Genomic DNA, 16282 nt, shown 5'->3' on the forward strand with positions numbered 1-16282 from the left:
AGCAAATTGAAGGTTCTTTCTGAACAATAAGATCAGACTCGTTCAGAAAAAACAGGAAATAGACCTGCATTAGCGGATTATTGTCCTGATGAAAGATCAATACTGATTCCAGGCAGGTGGATCTACGCCAAGAAGATGTTTTACAAAATAGTCCCTTCTTTTTCGTTCACCATAATCTCCCCCTGAAGAATGCCCCATCCCAGGAACCATGATAAAATCATGATTCTTACGCGCTTTGATCAAAGCATCAACCAATTGGAAAGTGGATGAAGGATCCACATTATCATCAAGTTCACCAACAATCAGCAAAAGATTTCCTTCCAGCTTAGCGGCATTTTCAATATTCGAGCTAGCCACATATTCAGGACCTACAGGCCAGCCCATCCATTGTTCGTTCCACCATATTTTATCCATTCGGTTATCGTGACAACCACAGGAGGAAACGCCAACTTTGTAAAACTCGGGATGGAATAACAACGCGCCAGTTGAACTTTGCCCCCCAGCAGATGTACCATAGATCCCTACCCTACCGATATCCATGTATTTATATTGTTTTGACGCAGCCTGCATCCAGGCAATTCGATCCCGAAAGCCCGCATCTTTCAGATTTTTCCAACAGACATCATGGAAAGCCTTCGAACGATTTGAGGTCCCCATCCCGTCGATCTGCACCACAATAAAGCCCAATTCAGCGAGTTCGTACATCCCGCTCGGATTGCTGTAAAATGATTTTGGCACGAAAGAACTATGCGGTCCCGCATAAATGTATTCGATGACAGGATAGCTTTTAGCAGGATCAAAATTCGTCGGCCGAATAATAATCCCCCAGATATCCGTTGCGCCATCACGTCCCTTGGCTTTAAAAACTTCCGGTGCACGCCATCCTGCAGCTTCGAGCAGACTACTGTTTGTTTTCTCTAGCTCCATGATAAGACGGCCATTTTTGTCGCGCAATACTGAAATTGGTGGCTGATCGACCCGGGAATACGTATCCACAAACTGCGAATAGTCTTTATTGAAAAAAGCTTGATGATTTGCATTTTCTTCGGTCAGCAGTTTTAAGCCCTTTCCGTCTAAACCGATAGCATAATAGTGGACCAAATAGGGATCTTCTGCAGCATTCACTCCGCTGCCTTCGAAAATAACCGTTCGTCTTTCAGCATCAACATGCACAACTTTCCGAACAACCCAGTTTCCTTTCGTTATCTGGTTCTTTATTTTCCCAGTAATTCCATCATAGAGATACAGGTGGTTCCAACCATCACGTTCGGAGCTCCATACAATCTCCTTTCCATCGGCCAGATCCTCCCGGTATTTCTTACCGCTATAATCAATAAAGGTCTTATTCTGCTCCTGAATTAGAAAACTCGAGGTACCGCTATTTGCATCCATCTGCATGACGCCATAGACTTGATGCCCCCGTTTGTTATACTCGAAGGTAAATGCTCTGCTGTCATCGCGCCAGGAAAGATCCGAAAGGTAAAATTGATTTGGTATGAGCGCAGCATCAAACACCGACAGCCGGTCTTTTTCAAGATCATATAAGATGGGTAGCTTTTGCGCCAGCTCATCTCCGGGCTTCACGTAATCGCGTGTCTGAATTTTAGGCTGCAGCTGATCTTTCGGAGAAGATTCAATAAGCGTCAGTTGCCTGATCTCTATTTTTTGAGTTTTTACTGTAGCCAGCTTACGGCTATCTGGTGCCCATTGAATATCATTGCTATAATAATTTGCCGTGTTGCCATCAAAGGTAATTTGTCGCGCCTCGTTTGTGTTTCCTTTTTTTGCCAGGAATACATTATTATTGCGGATAAATGCCACATGTTTTTTATCTGGAGATTCGACTTCCCTATAGGCATTTCCCTGCTCACGCTGCCCCCAATATCGCGTATTTCGATCTTTGTTTCCACTTGCAGCGCCCTGGCTCAATTGCGAGGAACGGCGGTTCCAGATCCACAGGTAGCCCGCGATATCGAGCGACACTTGATCCTGGTCCAGCAATTTTATCTGATCATTGGAAATAACACGATTTTCGATTTTCTTTCCCAATTTTTCATCCACTAACGAAAATACTTTCGTCAGATCAAACAGCTGTTCTTTTGTTTTTGCCTGGGGATTGACCAAAATATACTCTTTTCCCTGCAACGTATTTCGATCGTACCAAAAGAGATCCCCCTTATCATTCCAATAAAATTGGCCGGGCTGATTTTCAATTTTGTTGGTCAATTGTTTTTTTAGGTTTTGTGCACGTGTATAATCTGCCAAAGTTCCTTGACCAAACAGAAACTGTGCCGACAACAACAAAACCGCTGTACTAAGAAACTTCATGCTTTCTTCACTTAGGATTGATTAAATAATAGATCGGGATACCCAATAGTGCAATGATAATGCCGGGCCAGGTATAGTTGGGTTTAAAAATAACCATCAACCCAATAAAGGCAAGTCCCATCAGAATGTAAAGAATGGGAAGAAAAGGATAGCCAAATGCTTTATAGGGTCTGTTCAAATCTGGACGTGTGATACGGAGACGAATAATACCCGCAATCGCGAGTACATAAAATATAACGACCACACAGGTAATCATGTCCAATAAATCACCATATTTTCCGCTTAAACACCATATTGACGCAGCAACACATTGTATCCAGAGTGCCCAGGCAGGTACCGCATGCGCATTGAGCTTACCCGCCCTTTTAAAAAACAAACCATCTTTGGCCATAGAATAATACACCCTCGCTCCTGCCAGGATAATCCCATTATTGCAACCAAAGGTGCTGATCATGATCATAATGGCTATAATAGTAATCCCAAAAGGGCCAAAAACTTCTTGTGCGACACTCATGGCTACACGATCTTTTGGTGCATTGACCATAGCTTCCAAAGGCAAAATGCCGGTGTACATCAAATTAGTCAGGAGATAGATTACGGTAACCAGTAAAGTCCCTAATGCTAGACTCAACCCGATATTACGTTGTGGATTTTTAATTTCGCCAGCTACAGCGGAAGATGAGTGCCAGGAATCGCTGCTGAAGAGTGCACCGACCATAGCCGCAGAAAAAGCGCCCATTGCTGAAAATCCATCATAAGATGTGTACGTTCCATCCGTATTTAAACGGCGCATTGACCAAAGTGATATATTGTCCCAGTTCCAAGTCCAAACTTCATGTTTCAAAGCCAGGAATCCAAAGAGCAACAAGAGCAGCAGACTCCCGATCTTGATCAATGTGATGGATGTCTGTACGCGCTTTCCGCTATTTACGCCTCTTGAATTAATATAGGTTAATACAATAATGACGGCAATTGCCAGCAGTTGCGCTGCCGATACCCGATAATCTGACCATTCTAGCAGGTAAACATCTTCATCCATAGAAGGGAAGAGATAGGCTGTAAATTTAGCAAAAGCCACCCCCACAGCCGCTATAGTCGCAGTTTGTATAACGGCAAAAAATGTCCAGCCAAATACAAAACTCAACACTGGCCCATAAGCCTCCCGTAGGTAAATGTATTGTCCTCCTGCCTTTGGAAACATCGCACTCAATTCACCATAGCTCAACGCTGCAGTCAAAGTCATAAAACCACAGATCAGCCATACGACCATCATCCAGCCTGCAGACCCCGTGTTGCGCGCAATATCCGCAGATACAATAAAAATCCCAGAACCGATCATACTTCCAACCACCAGCATAGTGGCATCCAGTAACCCGAGAGACTTTTGAAAAGTTTGTTTCGATTCACTCATAAACACCTAGTTATTAAAATGATAAAACTTCCAGTTTGTCTCGTAATCGGGGGTTAACTTCTCGCCCTTGATAATTGCTCGCAACATTTCCATCGGTAGATAATTTTCTTTGATCACACGGTCGTGGAATGCAGCAAATGACATTTTTCCTTGATCTACGACCTCCTCTTTGATGCGCATCAATTGCAAGCCGCCTACGAGATAGGCCAGCTGATATAGAGGATCATAGGAACCTTCAAACGATCTCTTTACTTCACCGTGCGCATTAGCCGACTCAAATCCCACGCGGTTTACTAGATAATCGATGCATTGCTGCGGCGTCCACTCCCCTAAGTGAAATTTAATACTAAAGGTTATTCTTGCACAGCGGTGCATGCGCCAAAATAACATCCCGATTCGCTCCTCCGGAGTTTTTGCAAATCCCTTGCTATACAGCAGCAATTCCCAGTACAATGTCCATCCTTCCGTCCAAAATGGCGTGTTAAATGCCTCTTCGCGGTAAGGCTTGTAACGCCTATTCATAAAATATTGAAGATGATGACCAGGAATCAATTCATGTTGGACTGTGCCTCGCGAGAAATAAGGATTATTGCCACGCATACTCATCAATTTCGCCTGCTGATCCATCGTGTTTGTCGGATAGGATATGCTAATTTCCCGTCCGCCTGTAAAAAAGGGATTGACCCGCTGCCGTTCAGGTGTCATCATGATCATGCCCCAAGTCTCGTCTGCCAGATCAGGAATAGTCATGAGTTTATTTTGTTCAATAAATTGCTGTGCATCGTTATACAATCTCATGATCAGCTCCGGCTGTTGTCCAATGGGTACGTAGGAGTTTTTAACTTTTTCCTGTGCAGCCCGCCAGTCATTGCCAAACCCCATTTCACGGCTCGCTTTCAATAACTCCGCCTCACACCATTTAAACTCTTGATGAGCCAATTTTAAAAGATCGGCAGCGGTATAACTGATCATTTCTGCTTTAAGTCTTCGGTTTATCTCTTTTTCCCCAATAGGCCAACCAGCAATCTGACTACCGTCATCAAACACTTTCCAATCACTTTTTGCTGCCAATTTCTCCTTATAATCCGAGAGCTTGCTTTTCACTTGCTGATATATGGCGGGTACCCACCATGTAAATTCAGGGTCGTATCCATTATAGAAATCGAAGGTGCTGGAGATCCTTAAGTCCAGTGAATTTAATAGTTCAACCAAAAAGTTAACATCTGAATAAGGAATATTGGTCTTTTCTTGAAGCGCAGCTATTGACCGATCGATTTCACCAGCAACCAGCGTCAGCTCTTTCGCGACATCTTCTCCTACCAGACGCTCCCCTCTACGGCGTTCCTTTTCAAGTGCAAAAATTCGCTGTGCGAAAGGTAAATACACAGATAACCGGTTGTAATCCGACTCATCTTCTTTCAATGAAAGGAGATCACTTTTTAATTTGCGCTTCAGTAAGATAAAGTCGACCTGCCCCGATGTTTCGAGTTCTTCATAAGGGAACTTGTCCAGCTTGTTCAAATATTCGTTATCCAAACGCTGAAGACGTGCTAACTGTTCGGGCGAAGCGGCAGCCTGCTGATTACCCCAGCCTTTGGGCATAGGGCCATAAAAATAGTTTATCGCCTCAACATCATGCTTATATTGCACAATAAAAGGTTCTATAGGGGTTGTATGCTCGTATAATTTCATCTTCTGTGCATGCATGGAGATGGGAAATAGAAAGAGTAGTCCATAAAACAAAGTTTTGGAAGCTTTAAAAGAAAAAGAACGATTCATAATTCGGGCGTCGGTTTTATATCTCTATTTTATCGGTCAAAACGATCCGGCCTAAAACCAGCGATTTCAGCCTCTATTTTCTGTCCTGCCAATAAATCTGCAACAACTTTCCCATAGGCAGGGCCCAAGCTCAACCCCATCATACCACCCCCGCCGGCAACCAAGACATTATCAAGTTTTTTCAATCTTCCCAGATAGGGCAATCCATCAGGCGAGCAGGGCCTGTAACCATACCATATTTTTTCGCTTGGATAATCGACCTTCAATTCTGGATAATATTTTGGAATGGATTCTACAATTCCGCGGACACGATTTTCATAAATTTTGTCATTTGCTGGTCCCAATTCCATCGTACCGCTGAATCGGATCTGGCCGTTCATAGGCGTTACAGCAACACGAGCCTCCAGTAATAATGCCGCATGATTCAGTATATTATCTTTCTCGGGCTGATACATAAATGAGTACCCTTTTCCTGGCATAAGCGGTGTATTTAACTGCAATTTTGAAGTCAGTTGTGGCAAATAAGCACCACCAGTCAATACAAAAGCATCTGCTTGAAAACTTCCCTTATCACTGATTGCCTCTTTCACCTTACTTCCGGACGTAATAAATTTATGGACTTCAGTTTTTTCAAAAAAAGCTACGCCAGCAGCTTTCAAATATTCAATCAATTGCCGCATTAACTTTTGCGGATATAATTTTCCGTCACAACGATACAGTATAGCACCTAAAACATCCAGCTTCAGATTTGGTTCTAAATCCTGGACAGCGTTCCCTTCCAGAATATCGACATCCAGTCCAAGATCCTGGGCACGATGGGCCAGTTCAATCTCTTCATGTTGCATTTCCTTGGATTTATACATCATCAGGATCCCGTTCTGCTTCAGTTCAAAATCAAACCCCTCCTCCTGCGCCAATTCATCATATAATCTGCTGCTGTAGAGATTCAAATCACGTATTGCAGTCGCGTGTTGTTCTACGTGTGAGCGATTAGCATGTTTTAAAAACTTTAATCCCCAGTTTACCAACCGTGGATTTAGCGAAGGCCGTACATAAAAAGGGCTTTTGCTATTAAACATCCACTTTATCCCCTGCGCTACAATACCGGGGGCAGCCAAAGGCGTGAAATGACTGGGGACAATCATGCCGGCATTACCATAAGAACAGTTATCATCCAAGGTATTTTTTTCCAGGATTTTCACATCCCATCCGTCTCTCACCAGGTAATAGGCCGAAGCAAGTCCTGCAATTCCAGCGCCAATGACGACAACTGTACCTCTATTGTTTTCTTTCACGTTGCTATTGTCTTATTAATTTCTAAATCACCTCAACTATATTAAATCACCTGAAAACCGCCAAAATAAGGATCTTCATCATCCAAAAAAATGGTATTATAGCCCGTTATGCGTGCCCATCCTTCGATCGATGGGACAATAGCCGGCCGACCATCCACGGATGTCTCCGCTTCAATTTTACCGGTAAATTGCGAACCTATATAGCTTTCATGTATAAATTCGGTTCCTTTTTTGAGTTTTCCCCTTGCATACCACTGTGCCATACGGGCTGATGTGCCTGTACCACATGGTGAACGGTCCAATGCATTGTCGCCAACCAGTACCGCATTGCGTCCGGATGAATTTGAAAGCTTTGGATTGCCCGTCCATTGGATGTGTGTCAACCCATGGATATTGGCATCTTCGGGATGAACAAAAGAATATTTTTCGTTCAGCAGCTGCCGGATTATTTTTCCATAATGAATGAGCTGGCTGGCCGAATAAAAACTGATATCTTGAAAATTAGTCTGCGGATCAATAATACCGTAGAAGTTTCCACCGTAGGCCACATCGACGCTGATGTTGCCTAGATCCGGGCAATCGACCGTTAAGGCTTCAGCATATAAAAAGGATTTGACGTTCGTAAGCTTTACACTTTTCACCTTAGGTCCCTCTTGAACATAATCGATATGTACAAGTCCAGCCGGAGTTTCCAGCCTTAATTTTCCGGGAACTTTAGGTTGAACGAGCCCCTCCTCAATGGCAATCGTCACGGTGCCGATCGTTCCATGTCCACACATCGGCAGACAGCCGCTGGTCTCAATGTAAAGGACACCGATATCATTTTGCGGATCAAAGGGGGGATAAAGCATACTTCCGCTCATCATGTCGTGCCCTCTTGGCTCAAACATCAATCCCATACGGATCCAATCGTAGTCACGTATAAAATGTAATCTGCGCTCCATCATGGAATTTCCCGCTAATAACGGGGCTCCCCCGGCTACCAATCGCACGGGACAACCACAGGTATGCGAATCAATACAAAAAAAAGTTTTCTTCATTTCTGATTCCTTGTTGTTGATATGCTCATTCGTTTAAATTATGCTTTTGTCCATTGCTGATTGACCAAACGGTCAATTTGTAATGGATTTCCATCTTGCAATTCTTTAGGTAAAAATTCATTTGGCCAATTCTGAAAGCTAAAAGGTCGGAGGAAACGCTTTACGGCATCGGGTCCGACAGAAGTGAAACGCGCATCTGTGGTTGCTGGAAAAGGGCCACCATGCTGCATCGCATATTGTACTTCCACGCCCGTTGGCATACCCTGGAATAAAAGCCTTCCGCATCTATCCTGTGCCAACGCAAAAAGATGCTGACATTCGCCAATATCATGCGTCGATGCCGCGAAAGTGATGGTTATCTGCCCTGCAAGCTGCTCCATTACCTGTCTCATTTCGTTGAGATCCGCACAGGATATAATTAACCCAAAAGGTCCAAAGACTTCATCCAATAACTTAGGATTAGCCAAAACTTCACTTGCGTCCGTTTCTAGAAGGATTGCCTGCGCAAATTCTTGCGCTGTATTATCCTGCCCTTCTTCCAATATACGAACACCATCGTATTGAATCATTTGCTCTTTTAAACGGTTGTAGCTATCCAAAATTCCTGCGTGCAGCATTTTGCCAGTGGCGGTAGCTTGAAGTTCATTTTTCAGCTCTGCTTTAAGTCGATTCAGCTGTTGGCTTGCAACACTTACCAAAACACCTGGATTGGTACAAAATTGACCAACACCTAAAAGTAATGAGGCAATATATTGCTTTGCAAATGCTTCAAGATTGTTAGCAAGGTAATCCGGTAAAAGAAAAACCGGATTTACGCTCCCCATTTCAGCAAATACCGGAATAGGATCGGTTCTTGACTGTCCAAGATCAAACAAGGCTTTACCGCCATGAAAAGAGCCTGTAAATGCGACCGCTTTCACACAGCTATGGCGAACCAACTGCTGCCCAGTATCAAAAGAATCCGACACCACATGATTAAAAACACCAGTTGGAACGCCCTGTTTTGAAACCGCACGATCAATAGCGTCAGCCATTAATTGCGAGGTTTTAAGATGAGCGGGATGCGCTTTTACGATAACCGAACAGCCTGCACCAATGGCACTTGCTGTATCCCCACCTGCCGTTGAAAAAGCAAAAGGAAAGTTGCTTGCGCCAAAGACGACAACGGGACCGAGTCCTTTGTTATATTTCCTTAAATCAAATTGGCCATTTGGATCCCGATCTATCCGAGCTTCACTGTATAAACCTGTGCGGACGGCATCGGCATACCGACGCCACTGATTGACGGTTCTCGCCTTTTCCCCTTGCAGCCTTGCCAAAGGAAGTGCCGTTTCCAGATGAGCTGTTTCAATCAATATTTCGCCCAATCCCTCAATCTCAGCGGCAATAGCATACATTAATTCCGCTCTTTCAGTGACATCAGTTTTCTGAAGAAACTGATATCCAGCCTCCGCCTGTTTTACGACGTAATCAATATCATTTTCCGTTCTATCCATTCCTTTTGTTGTTATTGTTAGTAGTATCTTCAAAAATCAATAAAAACCTTCCCTATATTTTCATCCTTATGACTTGAATATAAATAAGAAGGCTCTTTGTGTCTATTATTAACCGACCTAAAAAGGAAACTTTCTAAACCTTCTTCCAGAAAGTTCAGAAAAGCCCTTATAGTTGTGGTCTAGTTGCGATTGAATCTGCAATAATTTTCTTCACCCGTTGTTCTTCCTCACCGATCAATGGTAATCGAGGAGCGCGTGTATAGGGTGTTGAAATTCCTTCTGCCGTCGCCGCCAATTTAATATATTGGACCAATTTAGGATGGATATCCAATTCCAATAAAGGCATAAACCACCGGTATATTTCTACAGCTTTACTGTACTCGCCAGCTTTTACAAGATCGTACATGACGACCGTTTCTCTTGGAAATGCGTCGACCAGTCCAGCAACTAAACCATCAGCCCCTAACATCAAAGACTCGAGCCCTAATGTATCTACACCAGCCATAATCTTTAATCGATCTCCAAAACGATTTTTCAAACGCGTGATATTGGTCAAATCGCGTGTAGACTCTTTCACCGCCTGAATATTTGGTTCTAATAAGAGTTCTTCAAACATATCCAATGACACATAAGTACTATAGTCAACAGGGTTATTATAGATTAGAATTGGAAGTTTGGTACTTTGTGCAACAGCACGGAAATAAGCAACGGCCTCTCTGTCATCTGCTCTATAGCGCATCGGTGGCAATAACATCAAGCCATCTGCGCCCAACTCTTCACTGGTCTGAGCTACTTTGATCGCAGCAGCGGTTGTATTTTCTGCAATATTTAGCAACACAGGTACACGTCCATCGACAAGTTTCAACGCATATGTCAATAAATCATATTTTTCTTCCGTACTTAAAACACTTGCCTCTCCCAACGATCCAGCGATAATTAGACCGTGAACACCTCCATCCAATTGTGCTTCAATGTTTTTACCAAACATATCAAAATCCAAATTTCCATTTTCATCAAATGGAGATAACATTGCAGGGTAAATTCCTTCCCATTTAAATTGTGCCATAGCGTATATTTTATTATTTCTTTATCACAAATCTATCTGAAATAAGATATACAGTCTTCTTATGAATTAATCAACACTGACCTAATATTGACCTTTTCCAGTAAAAATTATCCCTGACAAAGCTGAAGAAGGGCTTTTTAACTTAAATGGCGACATGGAATTCTTTTTAGCAGGAGATGGAACTATTTTAAGATACAATTCGGCATGAAAAACTCAAATGTAAGTTCAACATTTATAATAAAATTTACAAAAAATGGGCTATAAAAAGTATATTTTCAATTCATGGGGGACGCGATGGCTTTAACCAACAAAGGTTGCACTGTCTAACAGGCAACCTTTGTATCGTATATAATAATTAAAAATGGGTAACTAATCGCTGCTCTCCTTCTTATATGCGTAATAAAAAACTATTGGTAATATTGAAAAGGACAGTATCATACACATAATTAATCCGCCCACAATCATGATCGCTAGTGGCTTTTGAATTTCGGATCCCATTCCATTGGAAAGCGCCGCTGGCAATAATCCCATTGCACCCATTAAAGCGATCATTAAAATGGGTCTTATACGGCTCTTTACAGCTTCATAAATAGCAGGCTTTAAACTCATTTTATGCAACAGATTTTCTTTCATAACTCCAATTAAAACAATACCGTCAATCGTCGCTACACCAAAAAGAATAATAAATCCAATGCCTGCCGAAATCCCAAAAGTTGTTCCGGTGACCCACAAGGAAATAAATCCGCCAATAAATGCAAAGGCGAGGGTCAGCGATGATATCAATGTATCTTTTACATTGCCGAAATTGGCATAAAGTAATAACAAAATTAAAATCAAAGAAATAGGAACGACATTCATCAACTGTTTGGTTGCCCGTTCTTTGCTTTCAAATTCACCAGCCCATATCACTTTATAGGATTTAGGCAACTGAATATCCTTATCTATCTGCTTTTTTGCATCGGCAATAGTACTGCCCAAGTCTCGTCCTTCAATGTTAAAACCAACGCCAATATAACGGGAATTACCTTCTCTATAAATAAAAGCCGGGCCGGTATGATAATCTATTGTTGCGATCTCGCGTAGTGGGACTTTCTGATCATTCATTGTCGGAATGATGATATTTCCGATCTTTTCTGGATTATCACGATATGATTTTTGGAAGCGTAGGCGAACATCAAAAATCCGCTCATTTTCGTAGAAATGTGTAACAGATTGCCCACCAATAGTCATTTCAATAACAGACTGTACATCTTTGGTTGAAACACCATATTTTGCCATCTTTGAATCATGCAATTGGATACGCAACTCAGGAAGGCCTATATTTTTAAAAACATTGACATCTGTGATGCCATCCACCTTTTTAAGTGACTCTGCAAATTTATTAGCTTTATTTTCTAAATCTTGTAAGTTTTCACCAAAAATTTTGATCACTAGTGGACTTTTTACTCCTGCTACATACTCCTCTACATTATCTTGAATCGGCTGGCTAAAACCAAAGTTGATTCCAGGAAAAGTCTGTAGGCTATCCCGCATTTGACCGATCAATTTCTCTTTTGACAGTTTACGTTTCCACTCACCCTGAGGTTTTAATTCAATATTGAATTCTATATTAAAAAAACCTGTTGGATCTGTTCCATCATTGGGGCGACCTGTCTGCGTCATAATAAACTCAATCTCATCAAACTGCTTCATCAATTTTGTTTTCATGGTTTTGGTTAATTTGACCGATTCTTCCAGATTGACACTGTTGGGTAGAGTTGCACGAACATAAATTGCTCCCTCATTCAATTTAGGAAGAAACTCAGAACCATAGTGGCTAAATCGAACAATACAAACTAACAACACACAGACAAAAATAGATAACGTCCATTTTGGATGATCAAAAGCTCTCTTAAAACCTTTAAAAATGGCATTACGACTAACTTTAGTGATCTTATTTTCATCCTCTTTGATATTTTTTTTCAGCAAGTATTTACACATGGCGGGTACATAGGTCAAACTCAGGATCAATGAACCCAACAAAGCATAACCGAGTGTAAAAGCCAATGGTGAGAACATCTTTCCTTCCACCTTTTGAAAAGAGAAGATGGGAGTCAACGCAACGATTAAAATCAACAGGGCAAAAAAGATATATCCGGCTACTGAACCTGCACTTTTTTTGATAATTCCTAACTTTGATATCTTATTAAAACGTGCTGTCCCAAGCCGATGTGCCTCTTTTTCCAGAGACACGAAAACAGTTTCTACAATGACCAGCGTACCTTCGAGCAGCAGTCCAAAGTCTAGGGCTCCCATGGAGATCAAATTTGCAGGCAGCCCCTGTATTTTCAATAAAATAATCGCAAATAGGAAGGCCAATGGAATAACAGATGCTACGATAAAAGTTGTCTTCCAGTTGTTTAAAAAGATAAAGACGATGATCGAAACGAGCAGGACCCCCTCTATCAGATTTTTAGAGACTGTATGTACGGTATTGTTCACCAATTTCGTACGATCTATGACGGGTTCAATCTTGACATTTTCGGTTAAAATACGTTCATTCAGTTCCGTTATTTTTTCTTTTAACTTTGTCACGACTGCAGATGGATTTTCTCCCCTAAGCATAATGACAATTCCTTGGACAAGATCATCTTCTTGATTAAGACCTACCTGACCGAGCCTAGGCTTGGCCCCTAATTCTACTTCTGCGACATGCTTCACTAGTATCGGTGTATTACCCACCACTTTAATTAAGATATTGCCTATATCATCGATTTTATCTAACAAACCGACACCTCGTACCACATAGGCCTGATTACCTTTTTGGATAACATCTCCGCCCACGTTGATATTCGACCGCGATACGGCCTCATATACATCCAACGGCGAAAGGTTATAATTGGCCAGCTCTGTTGGATTGATTTTTATTTCATAAATCTTTTCCTCGCCCCCAAAACTAACGACGTCTGCCACTCCAGGCACACCAACGAGTTCCCGTTCAATCACCCAATCCTGAATGGCAGAGACCTCTTTAATCGGAAGATTACTCTTCACCACATAGCGAAAAATTTCTCCCGTTGCGCCAGAGGGTGGTTCAATGGAACTTTCAGCACCTTCTGGCAATTCAATAGAACGCATTTTATTACCTGCATACTGCTGTGCGTAAAAGTCTGCTACACCATCTTCAAATTGAATTGTTACAACAGATAAACCAAATAGTGATATTGAGCGAACATCCGTTTTCTTTGGAATCGTATTCATTTCTTTGGTCACTGGCAGTGTGACGAACTTTTCTATTTCCTCAGCACTGCGTCCCGGCCATTGCGTGATAATCCTAACCCTTGTATTGGTCACATCGGGAAAAGCTTCAATGGGTGTATGTAAATAGGCATATATACCGCCAAATAACAATGCCATCGTAAAAAAAAGGACGACCAAGGAGTGTTTCAATGAAAATGAAACAATATTTTGTACAACTTTCTTCATCCTATTTATTTATCAATTCATCAAATACAATTAGCTCATTTTCAGTCATCACCTGATCCCCCTCAGCCATTCCTGTTTTGATGAAAGCATAGGTTTCATTCTCAGCAACAATGTCTACTGGCTTTACAGCTAAATCACAATCATTCTTGTAGAGAACTACAAAATTCTGATTGTTGTGAAGGATAATTGCATCTTTGGGTATTGCCAACATGTGCTCTTCTTGTCCAGACACGGCTTTTTCTACCAATACGTCTACACTCATCCCGGGCTTTAATCTCAAGTCTTTGTTCAACAATTTTATACGCGCTTTAACAACACGTTCATCGGGATCAAAAAAATTCGCTACTTGATCAATGTAACCTTCAAAAGATTCTCCTTTATAAGCTAATGTTGTGATCTTGACAGAAGCACCATTTTTTACAAAAGGCAGGTTATTTGCATAAATATTGACCGAAACCCATACTTCATTCAGTTTACTAACCGACAGTAACTCCGTATCATCACCAACTGTCATACCGGGGCTCACCTTTTTATCCACAATATAACCAGCTTTAGGCGCACGGATGTAAAACATACCGTTTTCTAATGACCCATTGAGCAGATTCATATTGGCCTTTACATTGCGAATTCCGATCTCTATGGCTTTCAGTTCACTTTCCATCTCTTCCAGTTCGCGTTGAGAAGCCATACCATCTTTCAGCAGGCTGTGCAGACTTTCCAATTTACGCTCCGTCAAGCGCTTACTATTTTCGAGTTCACGCAGCTCCTTTCCTAAATCATTGACTGATGTGCCTTTGAGCGACACGAGAACCTGTCCTTTCTCCACGTAATCACCCATTTTGAACGAGACAGACTGTACGATACCAGGTATCGGACTCTTCAGCGCTGCAAGTTCATCCTGATCGTATTGGATCACACCATTCAAAGCAATCTGTTCAGATACCGCCCTCTTCTTTATAGAATCAATTTTGATTTGGTTTTTGAAATCAGCACTAAGGCAGAAACCTTTGGTTGACAGGATAGCTTGCTCTTCATTCTTTGTTGACTGACATCCCCAAATTACACAGATGGACATCAAGGTCAATGGCATCAATAAGTTTCTTTTCATTAGACAATATCCTTTCCGATTAAATACATCAACTCTTCTTTATACTGTAGGTATTTGACCCTACGCTCCAATATCGATTCCTTATTTTCCATATAATTATTGATAAAGTCTATAAATTCAACAATGGTCAATCTTCGCTCTTGAAAATTTCGTACATAGCGCTCCAGCGCTACATCCAGATTATGATCAAAGCCTGTGTTCATCGTTTTCAAACTCGCTTCAAGATTGGTCAAGCGCGCCGAAAGGAAATCAATTTCGCGTTCGATGTCGATACGAAATTGCTCGATTTCTACTTTATTTTTCTCAAGTTCCAGTTTAGCGATTTTGATATTGCCCTGATTTCGATTAAATAAAGGAAGATCCATAGCCACCCCCAACCCTACGAAATCACGCATAATATTTCCACCGCGGTCATAATTGATTGATACCTTCAAATCCGGAATACGTTCTGCCTTTTCTATTTTCAGCTGAGCATCGCTTTTCTTGAATTCGTTTTGGACGATTTTATAGTCGCTTCGATTATCAAGGGCCATAATTTTCCACTCCTGTTTTTTTCCCTGCAAAAAATGTGGCACGTCAATCGTATCTGCTATTGTGAGTGCAGCTCCCTTATTCCCGAGGTATTGTGCAACTGCATTCATTTTTTCAATTTTCTCCTGTTGAATTTCATTCAATTTGTTCCCAAACGCGATAGATTCACTTTGAATCCTGAGGTAGTCCATCTCACTTACATTACCTTCTCTCCATTGATTTTGATAGGATTGAGCCAATGTCTGAAAGATATTGACTTGATTACCATATAACTTTTCTTTCTCCTGTAAGATCTGTAATTCGAGACACTGACTCCGAAGATCATATTTCAGGTTCCGCAACAATTCTTGGAACTGAAGCTGCGCATTCTCTTTTTCAAGCAGCTGCAGTTGCACCCTTTTCTTTCGTTTACCAGCCATTTCAATGGTCTGTTCCAATTCGACCGACACCTGTTGATATTTACCGTAATTACCGACCAACGCTGGAAGCGATTCGCTGGAGGAATTTTTCCAAAGATTGAACTCAGAAATTGAGATCGTTGGATTGGGCCACAACTTTTGCTGAAGCACAGCTGCCTCGGCTTGTTGCATATGAAAACGTTGAGCCATTAAGTTCAGGTTATGGGCCAGGAAAATTTGTTCTATCTCCGATTTTTGTAAACGGTTTTCTCCGGCTTCCTGTGAAAATAGCTTACTATTCAGGCCTAGTAGTAGCAATAATGTAATCTGTAGTTTTCTCACCTAATTTTGAATTTCTACAAAAC

At 41.7% G+C, this 16282-nt stretch carries 10 protein-coding genes; all 10 read right to left on the reverse strand.

Features of this window, described 5'->3' with window-relative positions:
• Window positions 1-96 precede the first annotated feature (96 nt).
• On the reverse strand, window positions 97-2328 hold the full coding sequence (locus tag B2107_RS09690; RefSeq protein WP_293955411.1) for a S9 family peptidase: 2232 nt from the start codon (window positions 2326-2328) through the stop codon (window positions 97-99).
• A 7-nt stretch (window positions 2329-2335) separates the two neighbouring features.
• Window positions 2336-3739 (reverse strand): APC family permease, encoded by a 1404-nt coding sequence (locus B2107_RS09695; protein ID WP_293955413.1) that lies wholly within the window; start codon window positions 3737-3739, stop codon window positions 2336-2338.
• Window positions 3740-3745: 6 nt separating this feature from the next.
• The gene (locus B2107_RS09700; protein WP_293955415.1) at window positions 3746-5518 is read right to left on the reverse strand and encodes a DUF885 family protein; all 1773 of its coding nucleotides are present in this window, start codon (window positions 5516-5518) and stop codon (window positions 3746-3748) included.
• Window positions 5519-5547: 29 nt separating this feature from the next.
• The gene (locus tag B2107_RS09705) at window positions 5548-6813 is read right to left on the reverse strand and encodes an NAD(P)/FAD-dependent oxidoreductase (RefSeq protein WP_293955417.1); all 1266 of its coding nucleotides are present in this window, start codon (window positions 6811-6813) and stop codon (window positions 5548-5550) included.
• A 41-nt stretch (window positions 6814-6854) separates the two neighbouring features.
• Window positions 6855-7853 (reverse strand): 4-hydroxyproline epimerase, encoded by a 999-nt coding sequence (locus B2107_RS09710; protein WP_293955418.1) that lies wholly within the window; start codon window positions 7851-7853, stop codon window positions 6855-6857.
• A 38-nt stretch (window positions 7854-7891) separates the two neighbouring features.
• Complete coding sequence (locus tag B2107_RS09715) at window positions 7892-9349, reverse strand: aldehyde dehydrogenase (NADP(+)) (RefSeq protein WP_293955420.1); 1458 nt, start codon at window positions 9347-9349, stop codon at window positions 7892-7894.
• A 166-nt stretch (window positions 9350-9515) separates the two neighbouring features.
• The gene (locus B2107_RS09720) at window positions 9516-10415 is read right to left on the reverse strand and encodes a dihydrodipicolinate synthase family protein (RefSeq protein ID WP_293955422.1); all 900 of its coding nucleotides are present in this window, start codon (window positions 10413-10415) and stop codon (window positions 9516-9518) included.
• A 369-nt stretch (window positions 10416-10784) separates the two neighbouring features.
• Window positions 10785-13880 (reverse strand): efflux RND transporter permease subunit, encoded by a 3096-nt coding sequence (locus tag B2107_RS09725; protein ID WP_293955424.1) that lies wholly within the window; start codon window positions 13878-13880, stop codon window positions 10785-10787.
• Between the two features lies 1 nt (window position 13881).
• Window positions 13882-14988: an efflux RND transporter periplasmic adaptor subunit gene (locus B2107_RS09730; protein ID WP_293955426.1), complete on the reverse strand. Its 1107-nt coding sequence runs from the start codon at window positions 14986-14988 to the stop codon at window positions 13882-13884.
• Window positions 14988-16259 (reverse strand): TolC family protein, encoded by a 1272-nt coding sequence (locus B2107_RS09735; RefSeq protein WP_293955428.1) that lies wholly within the window; start codon window positions 16257-16259, stop codon window positions 14988-14990. Before B2107_RS09735 ends, B2107_RS09730 begins: the two co-directional genes overlap by 1 nt.
• Between the last annotated feature and the right edge of the window lie 23 nt (window positions 16260-16282).

Source organism: Sphingobacterium sp. UBA7855 (genome assembly GCA_002500745.1).
Taxonomy (GTDB): Bacteria; Bacteroidota; Bacteroidia; order Sphingobacteriales; family Sphingobacteriaceae; genus Sphingobacterium.